At 61.0% G+C, this 16614-nt stretch carries 19 protein-coding genes; 8 read left to right on the forward strand and 11 right to left on the reverse strand.

Annotated elements, in window-relative coordinates:
• Positions 1 to 102: 102 nt before the first annotated feature.
• The 3 genes from O3S81_RS14790 to O3S81_RS14800 all read right to left on the reverse strand — a co-directional run bounded on the left by O3S81_RS14790 (position 103) and on the right by O3S81_RS14800 (position 2176).
• Positions 103 to 711: a class I SAM-dependent DNA methyltransferase gene (locus O3S81_RS14790; RefSeq protein WP_269344267.1), complete on the reverse strand. Its 609-nt coding sequence runs from the start codon at positions 709 to 711 to the stop codon at positions 103 to 105.
• A gap of 48 nt (positions 712 to 759) precedes the next feature.
• Complete coding sequence (gene blaOXA, locus O3S81_RS14795) at positions 760 to 1584, reverse strand: class D beta-lactamase (protein ID WP_269344269.1); 825 nt, start codon at positions 1582 to 1584, stop codon at positions 760 to 762.
• A gap of 112 nt (positions 1585 to 1696) precedes the next feature.
• Positions 1697 to 2176 carry a YcgN family cysteine cluster protein gene (locus O3S81_RS14800; protein ID WP_269344271.1) on the reverse strand — a complete coding sequence of 160 codons (480 nt, stop codon included), beginning with the start codon at positions 2174 to 2176 and terminating at the stop codon, positions 1697 to 1699.
• Between the two features lie 255 nt (positions 2177 to 2431).
• Here O3S81_RS14800 and O3S81_RS14805 point away from each other — a divergent pair, with 255 nt between their 5' ends.
• On the forward strand, positions 2432 to 4624 hold the full coding sequence (locus O3S81_RS14805) for a transglycosylase domain-containing protein (RefSeq protein ID WP_269344273.1): 2193 nt from the start codon (positions 2432 to 2434) through the stop codon (positions 4622 to 4624).
• 280 nt (positions 4625 to 4904) lie between these two features.
• On the opposite strand, the gene O3S81_RS14810 is transcribed toward O3S81_RS14805, so the two are convergent.
• Positions 4905 to 5804: a LysR family transcriptional regulator ArgP gene (locus O3S81_RS14810; RefSeq protein ID WP_269344274.1), complete on the reverse strand. Its 900-nt coding sequence runs from the start codon at positions 5802 to 5804 to the stop codon at positions 4905 to 4907.
• A 227-nt stretch (positions 5805 to 6031) separates the two neighbouring features.
• Here O3S81_RS14810 and O3S81_RS14815 point away from each other — a divergent pair, with 227 nt between their 5' ends.
• From O3S81_RS14815 to O3S81_RS14825, 3 genes are all read left to right on the forward strand, one after another.
• Entirely contained in the window at positions 6032 to 6640 is a 609-nt protein-coding gene (locus tag O3S81_RS14815) for a LysE/ArgO family amino acid transporter (protein WP_269344275.1), read from the forward strand.
• A gap of 111 nt (positions 6641 to 6751) precedes the next feature.
• Entirely contained in the window at positions 6752 to 7339 is a 588-nt protein-coding gene (locus tag O3S81_RS14820) for a DUF1214 domain-containing protein (RefSeq protein ID WP_269344277.1), read from the forward strand.
• The gene (locus O3S81_RS14825) at positions 7332 to 7880 is read left to right on the forward strand and encodes a DUF1254 domain-containing protein (RefSeq protein ID WP_269344279.1); all 549 of its coding nucleotides are present in this window, start codon (positions 7332 to 7334) and stop codon (positions 7878 to 7880) included. Before O3S81_RS14820 ends, O3S81_RS14825 begins: the two co-directional genes overlap by 8 nt.
• 19 nt (positions 7881 to 7899) lie before the next feature.
• On the opposite strand, the gene O3S81_RS14830 is transcribed toward O3S81_RS14825, so the two are convergent.
• Positions 7900 to 8088: a hypothetical protein gene (locus O3S81_RS14830; RefSeq protein WP_269344281.1), complete on the reverse strand. Its 189-nt coding sequence runs from the start codon at positions 8086 to 8088 to the stop codon at positions 7900 to 7902.
• A gap of 563 nt (positions 8089 to 8651) precedes the next feature.
• Between O3S81_RS14830 and O3S81_RS14835 the strand changes: the two genes are divergently transcribed.
• A complete protein-coding gene (locus tag O3S81_RS14835) occupies positions 8652 to 9587 on the forward strand; it encodes a DUF2336 domain-containing protein (RefSeq protein WP_269344462.1) in 936 nt (311 codons plus the stop codon).
• Positions 9588 to 9670: 83 nt separating this feature from the next.
• Here the strand turns inward: O3S81_RS14835 and O3S81_RS14840 are convergent, their stop codons facing one another.
• A complete protein-coding gene (locus O3S81_RS14840; protein ID WP_269344282.1) occupies positions 9671 to 10024 on the reverse strand; it encodes a DUF1491 family protein in 354 nt (117 codons plus the stop codon).
• A gap of 13 nt (positions 10025 to 10037) precedes the next feature.
• Between O3S81_RS14840 and O3S81_RS14845 the strand changes: the two genes are divergently transcribed.
• Positions 10038 to 10184 (forward strand): hypothetical protein, encoded by a 147-nt coding sequence (locus O3S81_RS14845; RefSeq protein ID WP_269344283.1) that lies wholly within the window; start codon positions 10038 to 10040, stop codon positions 10182 to 10184.
• 101 nt (positions 10185 to 10285) lie between these two features.
• Here the strand turns inward: O3S81_RS14845 and O3S81_RS14850 are convergent, their stop codons facing one another.
• Positions 10286 to 11194, reverse strand: a complete 909-nt coding sequence (locus tag O3S81_RS14850; RefSeq protein ID WP_269344284.1) for a peptidoglycan-binding domain-containing protein — start codon at positions 11192 to 11194, stop codon at positions 10286 to 10288.
• On the reverse strand, positions 11166 to 12698 hold the full coding sequence (locus O3S81_RS14855) for a sensor histidine kinase (protein WP_269344286.1): 1533 nt from the start codon (positions 12696 to 12698) through the stop codon (positions 11166 to 11168). The genes O3S81_RS14850 and O3S81_RS14855 overlap by 29 nt, the downstream gene beginning before the upstream one ends.
• 488 nt (positions 12699 to 13186) lie before the next feature.
• Between O3S81_RS14855 and O3S81_RS14860 the strand changes: the two genes are divergently transcribed.
• The gene (locus O3S81_RS14860) at positions 13187 to 13612 is read left to right on the forward strand and encodes a DUF5330 domain-containing protein (RefSeq protein WP_269344288.1); all 426 of its coding nucleotides are present in this window, start codon (positions 13187 to 13189) and stop codon (positions 13610 to 13612) included.
• Positions 13613 to 13811: 199 nt separating this feature from the next.
• The gene (locus O3S81_RS14865) at positions 13812 to 14228 is read left to right on the forward strand and encodes a SufE family protein (protein ID WP_269344289.1); all 417 of its coding nucleotides are present in this window, start codon (positions 13812 to 13814) and stop codon (positions 14226 to 14228) included.
• Between the two features lie 4 nt (positions 14229 to 14232).
• Here the strand turns inward: O3S81_RS14865 and O3S81_RS14870 are convergent, their stop codons facing one another.
• From O3S81_RS14870 to ros, 3 genes are all read right to left on the reverse strand, one after another.
• A complete protein-coding gene (locus O3S81_RS14870; RefSeq protein WP_269344291.1) occupies positions 14233 to 15072 on the reverse strand; it encodes a DUF6456 domain-containing protein in 840 nt (279 codons plus the stop codon).
• The gene (locus tag O3S81_RS14875; RefSeq protein WP_269344293.1) at positions 15065 to 15487 is read right to left on the reverse strand and encodes a helix-turn-helix domain-containing protein; all 423 of its coding nucleotides are present in this window, start codon (positions 15485 to 15487) and stop codon (positions 15065 to 15067) included. The genes O3S81_RS14870 and O3S81_RS14875 overlap by 8 nt, the downstream gene beginning before the upstream one ends.
• Positions 15488 to 15891: 404 nt before the next feature.
• Positions 15892 to 16320, reverse strand: a complete 429-nt coding sequence (ros, locus tag O3S81_RS14880) for a MucR family transcriptional regulator Ros (protein WP_003497181.1) — start codon at positions 16318 to 16320, stop codon at positions 15892 to 15894.
• Positions 16321 to 16614 lie beyond the last annotated feature (294 nt).

The raw sequence follows: 16614 nt of genomic DNA on the forward strand, positions 1-16614 counted from the left end.
CAAGTTTTTTGTTGAACACGGAATCGTGAGCATAGGCATCGACCATAAAAGCAGGAATTTGCACGTCTTATCGCTGCGATCGGACGACCGCGCGGTCGCTTTTCAGGCCGCCACTCGTCTGGCGAGATAAACCGTCGCCCCACCGCATTGCGGATCGTTGACGATGTGATCGAGGAGCCGGAAACCGTGTGCGGCCAGCAGGCTTTCATAGTCTTCGCGCGCAAGGCTGGCGTGATAAAGCGGCCTGCCCTGAAAGGTGCCGATTGCTTCGCCTCGCCCCGGCCCGGCGGTGAACATCAGGGCCGCACCCTCATTGGCATGCTGGCGAAAGATACCGAACATCCGGTGCTGGTCCTCGGGGCTCAGGTGGAAAAAACTGTGCCAGGCAATCAGGCCGTCGAAGCGGCGGCCAAGGGCCAGTTCGCGCATATCCGCGACCGCCCAGAGATTTTCCGGAAACCGGCTGCGGCAAAGTTGGATCAACGGCAGCGAGGCATCGATACCCGTGACGTCATAACCGTTGGCGATGAAATAGCCGGCAATCGGCTCGCCTGAACCGCAGCCGATATCGAGTATGGAGCCGCGGTCGGGCAAAAGCGAGGTGAACCTGTCCAGCCAGGGTCTTTCGGCAAGGGAACGACCGCGCTCCCTGTCGAAATCGGCGCCGTGGTCCGTATAGAGCCCGATGACATCGCGGGAGGCGTTCGACATATCCCGACATCCTTTTCCGGGTTCAAGGCGCTCCGGCCGCGCGGTTCTTTACCGATGCACCGCCAGCCGCGGAATATCGCGCAGGAAGGCGTCGCGCACCGCCGGTCCGAGCGGCTCGTTCGATGGCTTGTCGGAGACGCGCAGCCTTGCGAAGACGATATGCTGACCTTCTCTTTCCGCCCAGCCAACGAACCAGCCGAAGGGGCGGTTGCGGTCGGGATTGCCCTTTTCGTCGCGCATGTAGCCGGTGCCTGTCTTGCCATGCACGCTCCAGCTTTCCGGCGCATCGAAGACAGGCACGATCGCCCTTGTCTTGGCCTGTGCATCGCGCGAGACCGGCAGATTGCCGGCCAGAAGGCGGCGGAGGAAGCCGACCTGCTCCACCGGCGAAACCGTGAGCGACGAGCCGAGCCAGGAATGGGTGAGCCCGTTATTCTTGCCCGGCTCACCGGACACATCGGCATTGCCATAACCGAGGCGCTTCACATAGGCCGCGAATTTTTCCGGGCCGAGGCGGCGGGTGATTTCGCGGGAATACCAAAGCACCGAATCCTGTTCCCATATCGAGGGATCGACCGTCTTGCGGTCCGAGGCGCGGGCTTCCGTGCCCGGCTTCCAGTCCCAGGCGGGCGACTTCTCATCCAGAAGTATGCCGGCATCGTAACCGATCAGCGCCAGCGGTACCTTGAAGGTGGAGGCCGGTGCCACGCGCTGGTCGCAGGCGCCCTGCTGGTTGATGATCGCCCCCGTTTCGATGGAGGTGACCAGCGTGCACTCGAAGGCCTGCGGTTGTTGCTGGGCAAAAGCGGAAAACGGCAGGAGGCCCGGAAGGGCAAGGCACGAAAGAACGATGGCGGGCAGCCGGTAGCGCATGCGTTTTGATGTCCCTTGTCCACATTTTGCGGATCATTTGCCGGAATGGTGAGAGCGGTTTAGGTAACGGATGGGGCAGGAATAGGACCAAAACGAAAATTGCCGCTTTCCGTCAGGTCCGCTCCTTTTCGCCCGCCTTCTCACCCACTGTCAGGGGCCAGTCGACCACATAATCCTCGAAGTCGTCAACATCCACGTCGGCCTCGCTGACGGTGCGCCCGCGCGCCGAAATGCCGGCCTGATGCACCGTCTGCGTATCGCCGGAAACGAGATAATGCCACCAGTAGAGGTCTCTTCCGTCACGCACCAGCGCATAGGCGCAGGTGGGCGGCAGCCAGCCGATCTCATGCACCTTCTTCAGGTCGAGCTGGATACAGTCCGGCACGGTGGCGCGGCGGTTTTCATAATCGGAGCATCGACAGCTTTCGCCATCCAGCAACACGCAGCGCACCGAAGTGAAGGCCACTTCGCCGGTGTCCCAGTCCTCCAGCTTGTTGAGACAGCACAGGCCGCAGCCGTCGCACAGGCTTTCCCATTCCTCGCCGGTCATCTCCGCGAGTGATTTGGTTTTCCAGAACGGCGCGTCATTCATCGTTAACATTTCCGTTTCATTTTGATCTCTTGGACGGGAGTATTTAACCGGTCCCTAATCCTTTATATCGTATCGCCAAGGGCTGGTTTGTACGATATTTTATGAAGATTGGCGGACGGCAGAGGGTCATTGGCCCGCAAGAAGCCGCCGCGTCAAGCAATTCCGACACAAGCATGCCATGGTTTTGCGTCGGGAATGGGTTGAAACGCAGAAATACCGACGTCCGCGTTGCGTTGAACAGGAAAACATCGCCAGGTGCAGGAAGAAAAAGACGATAAAAAAGGCCGTAAAAAACGGCATATCCTGCTCCGGATCGATAGCTTCATCGACTCCGGTCTGTGGACGGCTGCGGCACGGCTGGTGGATTTCTGGGAAGACGTCACCATCGCTTCACGCAAGCTGCATGTGCGCGGCTGGAGAAAGCTTCTCGTCAACCTCACCTGCGACGCGCTGACCTTCGGAACGGCGGGTTCCGTCGTGCTTCTGGCGCTCGCCATGCCGGCTTTCGAGGAAACCAAGAAGGACTGGCGTTACCGCGGCGATTTCGCCGTCACCTTCCTTGATCGTTACGGCAACACCATCGGCCACCGCGGCATCATTCATGAAGATTCCGTACCGATCGACCAGATGCCGGATCATTTCATCAAGGCGGTGCTGGCGACTGAAGACCGGCGTTTCTTCGACCATTTCGGCATCGATTTCATCGGCCTTGCCCGCGCCATGAGCGAAAACGCCCGCGCCGGCGGCGTGGTACAGGGCGGCTCGACGCTGACGCAGCAGCTCGCCAAGAACCTGTTCCTCACCAATGAGCGCTCGCTGGAGCGCAAGATCAAGGAAGCCTTCCTCGCGCTGTGGCTCGAGACCAACATGTCGAAGAAGGAAATCCTCAGCCTTTATCTCGACCGCGCCTATATGGGCGGCGGCACCTTCGGCGCGGCGGCGGCGGCGCAGTTTTATTTCGGCAAGAACCTGACCGATGTGACGCTGGCCGAATCCGCCATTCTGGCCGGCCTGTTCAAGGCGCCGGCCAAATATGCGCCACATGTGAACCTGCCGGCGGCCCGCGCCCGTGCCAACACCGTGCTTTCCAACCTGGTGCAGAGCGGGCTGATGACCGAGGGCCAGGTGATCGGTGCGCGGCGCAACCCGGCCACCGTCATCGACCGCGCCGATGTGAAGGCGCCGGATTATTTCCTCGACTGGGCTTTCGACGAAGTGCAGCGGCTGGCCGCCGAGGGCAAATTCAAGGACCACACCGTCGTCGTGCGCACCACCATCGATACCGGCCTGCAGCAGGCAGCCGAACAGGCGATGGAAATGGGCCTGCGCGAATATGGCGAAGGTTACCGCGTCAAGCAGGGCGCGATGGTGATGATCGAAAATGGCGGCGGCGTGCGCGCCATGGTCGGCGGGCGCGACTATGGCGAAAGCCAGTTCAACCGCGCCACGGCGGCGCTTCGCCAGCCGGGTTCCTCCTTCAAGGTCTATACCTACTCGGCCGCCATGGAAAAGGGCATGAAGCCCGAGACACTGATCTCCGACGCGCCGGTGACATGGCGCGGCTGGTCGCCGCAGAACTACGGCCGTTCCTATGCCGGCAAGGTGACGCTGCAGATGGCGCTCGCCAAATCCTACAATACCGTGCCGGTCCGGCTCGCCAAGGATGTGCTCGGCACGCAGGTGATCGTCGATACCGCCAAGGCGATGGGTGTCGCCACGCCGCTGCGCAGCGACAAGACCATTCCGCTCGGCACATCGGAAGTGACCGTGCTCGATCAGGCGACGGCCTATGCCGTATTCCCGGCCGACGGCATGCAGTCACGCCGCCACGGCATCGAGCAGGTGCTGGATTACGAGGGCAATGTTCTCTACGATTTCAGCCACAACGAGCCGCCCGCCAAACGGGTGCTTTCCGAAGAAGCCAATTCCAAGATGAACCAGATGCTGGTGACCATTCCCGTCATGGGCACGGCCCGGCGCGGCGCGCTGGAAAACGGCATCGTCTCCGGCGGCAAGACCGGCACTTCGCAGGCCTATCGCGACGCCTGGTATGTGGGCTTCACCGGCAACTACACGACCGCGGTCTGGTTCGGCAACGACGAATTCACGCCGATGAACAACATGACCGGCGGCGCGCTTCCCGCCATGACCTTCAAGCGGCTGATGGATTATGCCCATCAGGGCATGGAGCTGCGCCCCATCCCCGGCATCCAGAACCCGCTGCCGACGGGCGCCCGCCCGCAGCCTTCGGCGGAAGTGGCGGCCGCCTCCGCCAACACACCCGCCATGCCGGCGCTGACCCGTCCGCGCTCGCTTTCCGCCGAGGCGACGCGTGTGATCCGCTCGATCGGGCGGAAGATGAAGGAAGCCACGGCGTTGAGTGTGACGACGCAGAAGGTGGCGGATGCGACGTTGCGGGACGGCAAGGAGGATGCGGCTTGGCGGTGAAGTTGGGCCGCTTAAGAGGTTGCTTTCGGAGTGTGAGGCTTACCCCCCTCTGCCCTGCCGGGCATCTCCCCCACAAGGAGGGAGATCGGCAAGCGGCTTGCTCACCATGTTTGAAATCCGCCTAAGCCCCGTTGAGACGGCTGCGCGGGACTGAGGCAGAAGCCCCACCCGATCTCCCCCCTTGTGGGAGAGATGTCCGGCAGGACAGAGGGGGGTGAGCCACTTGCTCTACGGCTCCCGTCTCTCCAAATCGCAAAAACGTAATCCAGCGCGAGACGCCTCACCGCAACAACACCGCCCTCGCCGTTTCCACCATATGCGATGTCAGCGCGCCGAGGCGGTCGGCGGCCAAACGGTTCACCTGCCAATAAAGCGGAATATCGAGCGGCATGCCGGGTATCAGCTCAACCAGCCGTCCGCCGGCCAGATACTCGCCCACCAGCTGCACCGGATTGAGCCCCCAACCCATGCCGGCGAGGCTTGCCTTTACGAAACCATCGGTCGAAGGCAACCAGTGGGTGGGATAGGAGACATCCTCGCCCAGCGCCTGCCGGATCCAGCCCGCCTGCAACCGGTCTTTCTGGTTGAAGGTAAGCCCCGGCGCGCGGGCAAGCGCGGCGGGCGTCACGCCATCGGCAAAATGGCGGGCCATGAAATCAGGGCTGGCGGTGGCGTGATAGCGCAGCACGCCGAGCGGCGTCACCCGGCAGCCCTGCACCGGCTTGTCATGGGCGGTGACGGCGGCGAGTACCCTGCCGCCGCGCAGCCATTCCACCGTGTGATCCTGGTCGTCCACCGCGATATTGACGAGATAATCGCTGCCGCCGGTGAATTTCGACACCGCATCCAGAAACCAGGTGCCGAGGCTGTCGGCATTGGTGGCGATGTTGAGCGTCACCCGCTCCTGTGCCGATCCCGCTTCCGCCAATGCCGGAAGCTGGCGGAACAATTCGCTTTCCAGCATGCCGACATGGTCCATGTGCCGGCAGAGCCACTCACCCTTCTCCGTCGCCACGCAGGGGTTGCCGCGCACGATCAGCACCACGCCCAGCCGCTCCTCCAGCTGCTTGATGCGCTGGGAGACGGCGGACGGCGTGACGCACAACACCTGCGCCGCCTTTTCGAAACTGCCGGTCTGGGCGACGAGCGCCACGGCGCGCATGGAGGGGTAGTCGAGCATTACGGTACCGAATAATGAGGTTGGGGGGCGGTGAAGGTGGAGCGGAGGCAATGGCTCACGAGTTTCGTCTCTCGAATAGAGTTGCACTGTCGCGCATTAGCTTAGCTTATCCGAACTGAGTTTATTTAATTGGATTAAACCATCTTGGCGAAATATCCAAGCACTCGATCCGCAAGCAACGGCGTCCGCCATTCCGCATGGACAGAGACAAGAGGCCACCGACCCGCATGGACATCCAGATTTTCTTCACCGGTCTCACCATGGGCCTAAGCCTCATCGTCGCCATCGGCGCGCAGAATGCCTTCGTGCTGAAACAGGGGCTGGCGCGTTCGCATGTCTTTGCCGTCTGCGCCACCTGCGCCATTTCCGATGCGCTGCTGATCACCGTCGGCGTATTCGGTTTTCAGCGGATCAGCGCCATCATGCCGGCGCTCGATCCGATCATGCGATATGCGGGCGCCGCCTTCCTCATCTGGTATGGGGCCAAAAGCCTGCATTCGGCGCTGCGCTCATCCGAGGCGCTTTCGGTGGCCGAACGGCGGGAGGCAAGCCTGTGGCAGACGCTCGCCATCTGTCTCGCGCTGACCTTTCTCAATCCGCATGTCTATCTCGATACCGTCGTGCTGCTCGGCACCATTTCCACGCAGTTTCCCGGTTTCGAAAAGACCTTTGCGGCGGGTGCGGCCACCGGCTCGCTGCTGTTTTTCTTTTCGCTGGGTTATGGCGCGCGCTGGCTGCGGCCGATTTTCGAAAAGCCTTCCGCCTGGCGCATTCTCGAAGGTGTCATCGCCGTCACCATGTGGGCGATTGCCTTCAAGCTGGTGGCGGGCGCGTGAGCAACGGAATTAAAGCATCCGATCATTTTCACCAAGACTAAACAAGGCGCGCCATTTTCCAAATGGGGAATCAGTGATAGTCCTCGACCTGATCATAAACGGGAAAACAGCGTGTTCCGAGTTCCATTCCTTGTCGGCATCGCCCTTCTGGTCGCCTTTGGCGGCGGTATTGCCGTAACGCTCGCAGCGCTTGAGGCGACATCCGGCTTCGGCTCGATCCGCATCGGCTCGTGGGATGCCTTTCCCGAGGCGCAGACCATCGAAGCCGACCCCTACGCCAAATCGCACCGCGCCGATGCCGGCAAGCTGCTTTACGGAACAGCGGAAGGGCTGGCTTTCACCGCCTCCGTCGACAGCGATGGCCAGCGCCTGAGCGGTGAATGCCGCTACCGGCTGGCCGGCACCGTGCCGCCCGCACGGTTCTGGACGCTTTATACCGCCGACCAGCAGGGCAATGTGCTGGCCGAAGATGCCGGGCGGCCCTTCGCGCTGAATTCCCGCACGCTTCTGCGCAGCGCCGATGGCGGCGTCGACGTCACCATTGCCCCCGACGCCCAGCCCTACAACTGGCTGGCGGTGCCGCAGGGCCAGACCTTCAAGCTCGTCATGACGCTACTCGACACGCCGGTTGCCGGCAGTTCCGGCCTGATCGACATTTCCATGCCGCAAATCCGCAAGCTGGGGTGTGGCAATGCTTAGGATCCTACTCGCCATCGTCACCGGCCTCGTCGCCGCCGCCGTGCTGCATGTCATCATTCTTCTGGCGATACCGCATTTCAGCAATCGCGACGCCTATACGCGGGCCGTGGCGGAAGGAAAACCGCATCTGTTTCATCTGCTCGAGGAAACGACGGAGAAAAAGACGCTGGGCAGCGGCGACCCCTTCATGCGGGTGGCCGTGTGCACCTTCAACATCGAGGAAAAGCCGGTCAGGCTCACAGCCATCGGCGCGGTGCCCTTCTGGTCCGTTGCGGTTTACGACAAGGCCTCGAACGAGGTGTTCAGCATGAACGACCGCACCTCCGCCGGCGGCGAGATGGATATTCTGGTGGCTGATGCGGTGCAGATCGCCGCCATCCGCAAGGCGCAGCCGCCTTTGCTCTCGCAGGCCATTCTGGCGGAATCGGATCAGACGGAAGGGTATGTGGTGTTGCGGACCATGGTGCCGCAGCCGAGTTTCGGCGAAGAGGCGGAACGGTTCCTGAACGAGGCAAAATGCCAGCCGACGCCGTGGAAATAACGCCGGTCATTCTCATTAATCAGGATTTGAGGGCGGTTTCCGCTGCGGATTTGCCCTTGCGCGCGACCTTACCGGTCGGCTCGGTATCGCGTTTTTCATAACGCACGCCGGTAAACAGCACCACCTTCGCCGGGCCGAACACCTTGCCGACCACGCCGGCGGGGCGCAGGCTTCGTCGCGCGTCGCCAATTGGAATAATCTCTGCCATGCTCATCTCCTCTTCGGGACATGATTGTCAATGTTGCCCATGGGAACCGCGCAAGCCTCGTCTTGCGTCGGGAATGTCATCACCATCACATTGCGCATAGGCCAGTCCACAGACTGGTTTTCGCACGATCCAAAAATCCAAAGCGATTCGTAAACGGAGATCGTGCGCAGATTCAGGCTTCAGCATGCCATTTTCGCATTTTATTCCGTCAATCAGAATAACATGGAATCCTAATACTGCCCATGAAATTACAAACAGACAGAGGTTAATGATCCGTTAACCTTAATTGCCGGACGCCGGTTTATTCCTCCTCGCGCCAGATCCGTTGAAAACCAGGGCGAACCGACAGGGTTCCATGGCATTTCACCCGTCGTGAAGGTTTTAAAATTTCCTTGTTGATAGGTGCAGTTTCTCTCTTGCCCACCCCCATAGTTAACAGGACGTCAACGGATTTGCTCTAATTTGAGCCGATATTGTGTTTGCGTTTGTTGGGTAGTGCGTTGACCGACCGGTTTCGAGAACTTGAGAGGCCAAGAGCCGCGAGGAAGAAAGATGTGGTACTTATGGCCACTGTGACGAATTTCGAGAATGTGTCTCATCCGTCAAAAACGGACCTTCGGCAGTTCGCCGAGCTTTTCATGCCGCTCTTTGTTGCCTCCACCGACGAAGCCAAACGGGAAGCCATCGCCGCGCTCTCCCAGCACCCGAGCGTGCCTTCGGCCGTCGCCTTCTTCATCGCCTGCCAGCCGATTTCGCTTGCTGCCCCTTTCCTCATCGCATCGAAGAGCCTCGATGACGATACGCTGATCACCATCGCCCGCACGCAAGGGGCGGCCCATGCGCGTGCCATCGTCCGGCGCGAAGACCTGTCCCCCACCGTCATCGACGCGCTTGTCGGCCTGCGCCACGCGGAAGATCTGAAACGGCCAGAGGAAGAAACGGTTGCCGCCGAACCGCAGGCGGCGGCCAGCCCCGAAGAGCCGAAAGTGGAAGAAAAGACGGACAAGATCGCCGCCGTTTCCGCACTCGAGGAGGAAATGCGCCAGCGCATCAAGCAGATGGCGCATCACCTCAACCGCCCGGAAAGCGACACGCTCGGCCTTCGCCGTCTGAGCGAGGTGCAGGAGGCGCTGCTGGTGCGTTTCGCCCGCGAGCGCAATGCCCGGCAATTTGCGGTGGCACTGGCGGATTCTCTGTCTTCCAGCTACTGGCTGTCGGAGCGCATCATGCTCGATATTTCCGGCGCTCAGCTGGCGACGACGCTGACCGGCCTTGGAATGGAGTTTTCCGAAGCGGCCTTCGTCCTGCAATGCTTTTATCCGCATCTTGCCGCCGCCGAAGGCGACATGAGCCGCGCCGAAGCCCTGCTCGACCGCCTGGACATCATAGAAAGCGAAGAGCGGCTGGAAAGCTGGCGGCGGGCCGACAGCTATACACATGGCCGCGAACGGCCAGCCCGCAGCGCACCGGTTGTTCACCGAACCGGAACGCGGGGATAAAGCCAGCGGCCGACCATCCAAAGCGCGTCACGTTCAATCGAACACATTGACGCGCTTTGCATTTTTGCCTTTACGCAAACGCTTTATGCCTGCGGCTGGTCCACCAGCGTCAGGAGATTGCCGATCTCGTCCGTTTCTATCTCCACGACCCACAGATCGCTGTCGAAGCGCTGTTCCCTTTCCAGCAATGCGGCGCTTTCCTCACCCTCCACACCGGCCAGACGTGTTTCGAAACGGCGCTCGATACGGATATACTCGTCATCGGCAAAACTCTGCGGCGCGGGCCCATAGAGGTTCTCGCGGCCATCGCGCAGCCGCTGGCGAATGAAGATCGCCCCCGCCTCCTCCGCCCCCTTCTTTTCGACAGCGGCAAATCCACCGGCGGCAAAGACCCGGCGGATGAGGGCTGAGACGAACATTTCGGATTTGAGACGCATGGGTTGGCTTTCGATGAAAACGGTTGGACGTGCTCTCGATGTTGATTTTACGCGGCTGAAGGTCGTGGGGCTTCCCCCCTCTGCCCTGCCGGGCATCTCCCCCTCAAGGGGGGAGATCGATGTGCGGCAAGGTCGTGCCAATCTCAACATCAGCGAATGAGGTGGTGGTAGCGCCGCTTGCCGATCTCCCCCCTTGTGGGGGAGATGCCCGGCAGGGCAGAGGGGGGTAAGCCCCACGCACCCTCGGCCGCAGTCAAAGCCTCAAAGCGCCCCGATCGACTTCAGCTTCTTCAGCACCACTTCGCTCGGCTCGCCGGTTTCCGGCAGGCGATAATGTTTTTCGAAAGCGCGGATGGCGTTGCGGGTCTGGTCGCCGGCCACGCCGTCCACCTTCACGCCGGCATAGGCGATATTGATCAGGCCCTGCTGGATCTTGGCGATCAATTCGCGGTTTGCCGGCCGGAGAGCGGCTGCCGCGCTGTTGAGCGAGGCGGGTTCGGCCTTTGGGCGTGGTGTTTCCGCCTTGCGGATGGCGGCCGCGACGGGATCGATCTCCACGCCACCGCCAGTGTCGGAAGGCCGGTCTTTGGGAATTGCCGCAACCGTTGCGCCATCGATCCTGAGTGCGGCCAGCACCCTGGTCGTCGGCTCGCCAGTTTGTTCCATGCCGAGCGTTTCTTCAAAGAACATGATGGCGGCAGCGGTCTTCGGCCCCATGCGGCCATCCGCCTCGCCCTCGTAAAGCCCGCGCTTCTTCAGTTCGGCCTGAATATCGGCAACGATCTGCTGCGGCTTCTGGCTTTCGGCGGTGGGAAGTGCGGCGGTTTCAGCGGGCGGTGTCTGTGCCGTTTCGGTCTCGGCGGGGCGCTCTATACGGAAGGTCGTGACATTGCCCTGCGCGCCGAGATGTTCGGTCGGGCGATAACCGGCAATGCCGTTCGGATTTTCCGCATCGCGCGTGCGCAGGAAAGGCGACGGGTGCACGCCCGGCTGATACCAGAGCGCATTGGCGGCGACGAAACCGAAAACGACCACGAAGGCCCCGCAGCCGCCCACCATTCTCGGATGGCGCAGGATTTCGCGCCCGATGGCCGAAACCACCAAGGAAACAAGCCCGGCGCCGATCTGGGCCGTTGTTTTCTTAGGCGATTTTCGCTTTCGCGGAGCCATCGTCACCATCCTTCTTCATCTTCGCGGCCATGTCGCCGAGCTGCCGGATACGTGGGGGAAATTCCACCATGCTTTCGGTTTCAGCGCTTTCGCCGCCACCCGCCATGCCGGAACCGTCGGCAGGCAGGGTGATCGTTACGACCGTCCCCTCGCCGGGCTTGCTGGCGATGGCGAAAGTGCCGCCATGCAGTGCCACAAGCCCCTTGACCAGGGACAATCCCAGACCCGTGCCCTCATAGCGACGGGTATATTCATTCTGAACCTGCATGAAGGGCTGGCCCAGCAGGTCAATCTTGTCGGACGCGATGCCGATGCCGGTATCGCTGACCGTCAGCTTCAGCATCCCACCCTCACGCGCGGCGTCGATCGACACCACACCACCGGCATCGGTGAATTTGATGGCATTGCCGGCGAGATTGATGAGAACCTGCCGGATGGCGCGCTGGTCGGCCGAGATTTCGCCGATACCGCGCTGGATGCGGCTGGTCAATGTCAGGCCTTTTTCCTTCGCCTGCAGGCCGAGCATGGCCTCGCAGGACGAGATGGTTTCGGCAATCGGGAAGCTTTCCATCATCAGCTCGTAACGGCCGGCTTCCAGCTTGCTCATATCCAGCATGGTGTTGACGACGGACAGCAGATGCGCACCGGACTGGCGGATCAGGCCGACATATTCCCGCTGGCGGTCATTTTCCAGCCGGCCGAAATATTCGCCCGCCAGAATGTCGGAAAAACCGAGAACGGCGTTGAGCGGCGTGCGCAACTCATGGCTGACGGCGGCAAGGAAACGCGACTTGGCGTCATTGGCCGATTCCGCCTCCGCTGCCTTGCGGGCGACATCGCGGCGCAGGCGCTCCACCTCGGTGACATCGGAAAGCTGGGCGATGATGCGGCGCAGGCGGCCGCCGGCGCTGCGGATCGCCGTCATCTCGATACGCGCGTGCATGAACTGCGCCTGGCGCGACTTCGCGCCTGTTTCGAAGCGAAGCTCGGCGCCGGCCCTGTCCTCACCCTGCCGCAGCAGATCGAAAGCCTGCATCAGCTCGAGGCGATCGGAGACATAGACATATTCAACGATGGCATGGCCCTTGCTGGCCTGAAGATCGGCCGGGAAGGTTGCGCGATCGCGGCCGGAGACGTGTTCAACGAAGCCGGTTTCACCGATGACCAGCACGAGGCCCGGCACCTGCGAAGCGGCGATCAGGTCGTTATCGCCAGACGCCGTGGCAAACGGAGACGCACCGCGTGCGGGACGTGAAAAGGCAATCAGCAGCGCGGCGGCGGCCAGAAACAGCGCCAGCACCAGGGCAGCGCCGATGGGCAGCGCGATGGCGGGGCTGAAAACGAGGCTGAAGAGGGCTGGTACGACAAGAAGGCCGACGGCGCTGAAGGCGATCAGCCAGCGCAGGCGCGCAACGGTTCCGGCGCGCCTTTCGGCGTCCTCTTCCATGCGCGCAAGCCATCTGCCCGCGGCATGGTCGACCAATGCGACCGCTTTTTCTCTCATATTACGCAATACCAACACCGAATCCCTGAGGCGGTTCCAACGGCTCCGACAATAGAAGGCGGCGGCTTAAGGAATGGATAAAAAGAATGGCCTCAAAGGCCTCTCAAATGCGCCGCAGTCCCATTACGGGGCATTTATTCCAAGCTTTGCCAATCATGGTTAATGACGGGTAAGCGACGGATTTCGCTTCATTTTTGCCATCGCGTTAACCTTTGTGGCAAAGCGGGCGGCCGCTTTCGCCCGGAACGCGCGGCCTCTGTCGCAATTATGCTTAACATGGACTGTTAAAATGCGAATGAATTGATGGCAGGCGTCCCGATACGAGGAGAATAGATACAATTTGAATTAAATTGCGCCGCTTTTTGCAATCGGCTGTTCGCCGGTCGCGTGTAGCTTCTTCACAAGCCCGAAAAACGGGACAAAGGCCGATGACCCGAAACCGGGCGGGGCTTCAAGAAAACAAAGATCATCTGGCAGGGTGTCTGACAATGTGGTTTCTGATCAAAGGAACATTCTGGTTTTCGCTGGTGCTGGTGGCGCTGTCCTATTTCGGCAGCAGCAACGATCCGACCAAGGAACCTTCGGCCTTCGATATTCCCAGCGCCGTTTCGGCAGCGGGTGAGGCCTATCGTTATGTCAGCGCCATCTGCATCGAAAAGCCCGATGTCTGCGTCAAGGGCGCCGAAACCTTCCACGCGCTTGGTGAACGGGCCAAGGAAGGCGCAAAGGTTGCCTATGAACTGCTGGACAAGCAGCTTGCTTCCGGTGACAAACCCGCTCCCGCCGCTGAAATCGCCGCCGAGGCCGAAAAGCTTGTCGCAGCACCCGTCGTCAGCGTCGAATTTCCCGCTGAGGCCGATATGCTGAAGACCGGCACCGTCATCCCCCTGCCGCAGAAGCGCCCTGCCCCCTGATCTTGCCGGCTCCTTGATTTTCGAGGGCCGCCGCGACGCGCCATTCTTGCAGCCGAAGATATTCGGTTGCCGACTGCCTGCCTGACTTGCCCACGGAAACCTGTTTTCCGTGGGCTTTTTCTTGCAGATGGTTCAAAACCGCGCACACTTCCCCTATATCCTAGGAAAGACATTAAATAACGGATGATACGGCGCGCAAATGGCCTCTCTCGAAACGATCCTTGACGATTTCGCCTTCCTCGACGACTGGGAGGACCGCTATCGTTACGTCATCGAACTCGGCAAAGCGCTTCCCGAGCTGGCGGAAGACAAACGTACGGCCGAGAACAAGGTTCATGGCTGCGCCAGCCAGGTCTGGCTCGTCAGCCACAGCGACGGCGCCGAAGACCCTCTGCTGACCTTCGAGGGCGATTCGGATGCGCATATCGTGCGCGGCCTCGTCGCCATCGTTCTCGCCGTCTATTCCGGCAAACAAGCCTCCGAGATTGCCGATCTGGATGCCATCGAGGTGTTCAACCGGATCGGACTGGTGGAGCACCTTTCCGCCCAGCGGGCCAATGGCCTGCGCTCCATGATCAAGCGCATCCGCGAGGAAGCCCGGCTGCTGGCCGCCTGAGCCATCATCGCGTTGCCATCCCCGTTGCCAGAGAGGGACGATAATCCGCATCGCCCCAATGGTGATCCCTGCCTCGTTGACGGGCGGCGGGCGGGGCATAATGGCGGGCGAGTGAGAGCAGCGCGGCCCTGAGCAGCAATTTTGCCGAACGCGCCGGCCATAGTCTTTCCCGCTCCACCGTCTCCAGCCCCTTTTCGAAGCAGCATATGTCGATGGCGACGCCCGAAAGTTCCGGGCCCATCGCTTCCGCCGCGCGGGAAAACCGCGCCCTTGCGGCCATCGCTGCCTCGGTCAGATCGAGCGCGCCTCCCGCCTCCCCCCTGGTGCGGCTTGCAATACGCGGCTCCCACGTCGCCGTGACCCTGGGATTGAGGTGGCCGCGATGAAAATCCGAAGCAAGGCGCTCACCCGCCTCCAGCGCATCCGCCGGGAAAAATGCGCTGCCATCCCGCTCCTTCAGCCTTGAAAGGCTGGTCAGAGGAGAGGTGTTGAGGTTGCGCCTCGCCGGCTGCTTCGTCTCGCCGACATCCACAACGACCACCTGCATATCCCGGTGCTGTTCCTGAAAAACCTCGTCGCGGTCTTTCGCCATCGCCCGCTTCAGATAGGAGGCGAGCGGCGGCGCGGCGCAGAGGGTGTTTTCCCGTTGCTCGACCAGCCCGCAGGACACGGCAAGGCGCATGGTCGCGGCGGGAAAGCGCAGCGCCCTTTGCCCCGCCTGTGCCCGATGCAGAACGATATCGCCGCCCTCCTCCATCACCTCGGCCGCGCCGGCGGCGATGCAACGCAACAGCCGCAGGAGGACAGGATCCGGAGAAGCCGGGGCGCCTTTTGCCTCACTCATCCCGGATACCTTTCATCGCATTGAAAATGCTGCCGGTAAGCCGCTCCAGCGCCGCGACGAACTCATCGAAAGCCGGTTCGTCCCGCCGGTCCTCGACCACCTGGCAGGCATGCCCCACTGTCGTCCTGTCCCGGCCGAAACAGGGGCCGATATCCGACATGGGGATGCCAAGCTCCACATGGCAGACATACATGGCAATCTGGCGGATATGGCATTCCGTGCGCCGGTTGTCGCGGCGCACCAGCGAACGATCGCCCGTCAATTGCACCATCTCGCCGGTGAGCTGCCGCACCAGCCGGCAAAGACGGGAAACCTCCTCCCGCCCGGCAACCGACGGCCAGTGACGAAAGGGACGATTGACGGCCTGCATGCGGGGCCGCGCGGCGGCAGACAGAAGCGATGTATCCGACGGCATATGCAACTCCTCTACGAATAGGAATTAATTCATACACCTGCGGACAGATATGGGGAAGTGTGAATTTACCTCTGCAAATTCATCGATTGATTTTGCGTTGCTTTTTGGAAGAAAGCACCATCGGATAAGGATTTTTTTTCCTCAACCGAAATTCTGCGCGGCAACAAAAAAGCCGGTCGATAGACCGGCTGGGACATTTTTATGCGGAAAGAGACGGCGCCGAAGATACCCATATGGGCAAGCGTGAGAACCTTGCCGCCTTCTCCCGGCTGGGGAGAAGGTCGCGGCAGCGGCTTGAGGGGGCGAGACCAGCGATATTCGGAGAGCTGGCCCCCTCATCCGGCCCTTCAGGCCACCTTCTCCCCGGCGGGGAGAAGAACGGCCAAGCCGGACCGTCGTTACAATCAGCGGCTGGCCTTGCGGCGCTGACCGAGACCCATTTCCTTGGCGAGCCGCGAGCGGGCTTCGGCATAGGCAGGAGCAACCATCGGATAGTCGACCGGCAGGTCCCATTTTTCGCGGTATTCTTCCGGCGTCATGCTGTGATGCGTCGTGAGATGCCGCTTCAACGACTTGAACGAGCCGCCGCATTCCAAACAGACGATGTGATCGTCCTGGACCGACTTGCGGACCGAGACGGCAGGCTTCTGCTTTTCGACATTGACCGCCACCGATGCCGGTGCCGATGTTCCGCTGAGTGCCGTGTGAACATCCGAAATAAGGCCGGGAAGGTCTGTGACCGGAACGACGTGGTTGCTAACATAGGCAGCCACAATATCCGCCGTCAGTTCGACCAGCAGATCCTGGGCGTTACCGTATGCAGTTTCCGTCATTTAAGTATCTCCTGTTTATTAATCCCCTGAAGCGGGCAAGCGCCGCATCGAGCGATGTGAAGTTACCCGGTGCCCCACCTTCGCCTTGTTGAAACCAACGTGAAACCTACCCCTAGATTTCGAGCGAAAACCGGAAACGATTTAATCCGAGATTCAACTTATGGCCCCGAGACATGGGCAGCAATGGTCCGATGGACCATAGATTAGACATTAATAAAATGCCTATGCCGACTATGAAGAGGCTAGATGCAAATCGCGATTAGCAACTTTACACTTAATTTGGATAACAGCAAA

This window comes from Agrobacterium sp. SOY23, assembly GCF_027212525.1.
In the GTDB taxonomy this organism is placed as follows: Bacteria; Pseudomonadota; Alphaproteobacteria; order Rhizobiales; family Rhizobiaceae; genus Agrobacterium; species Agrobacterium tumefaciens_I.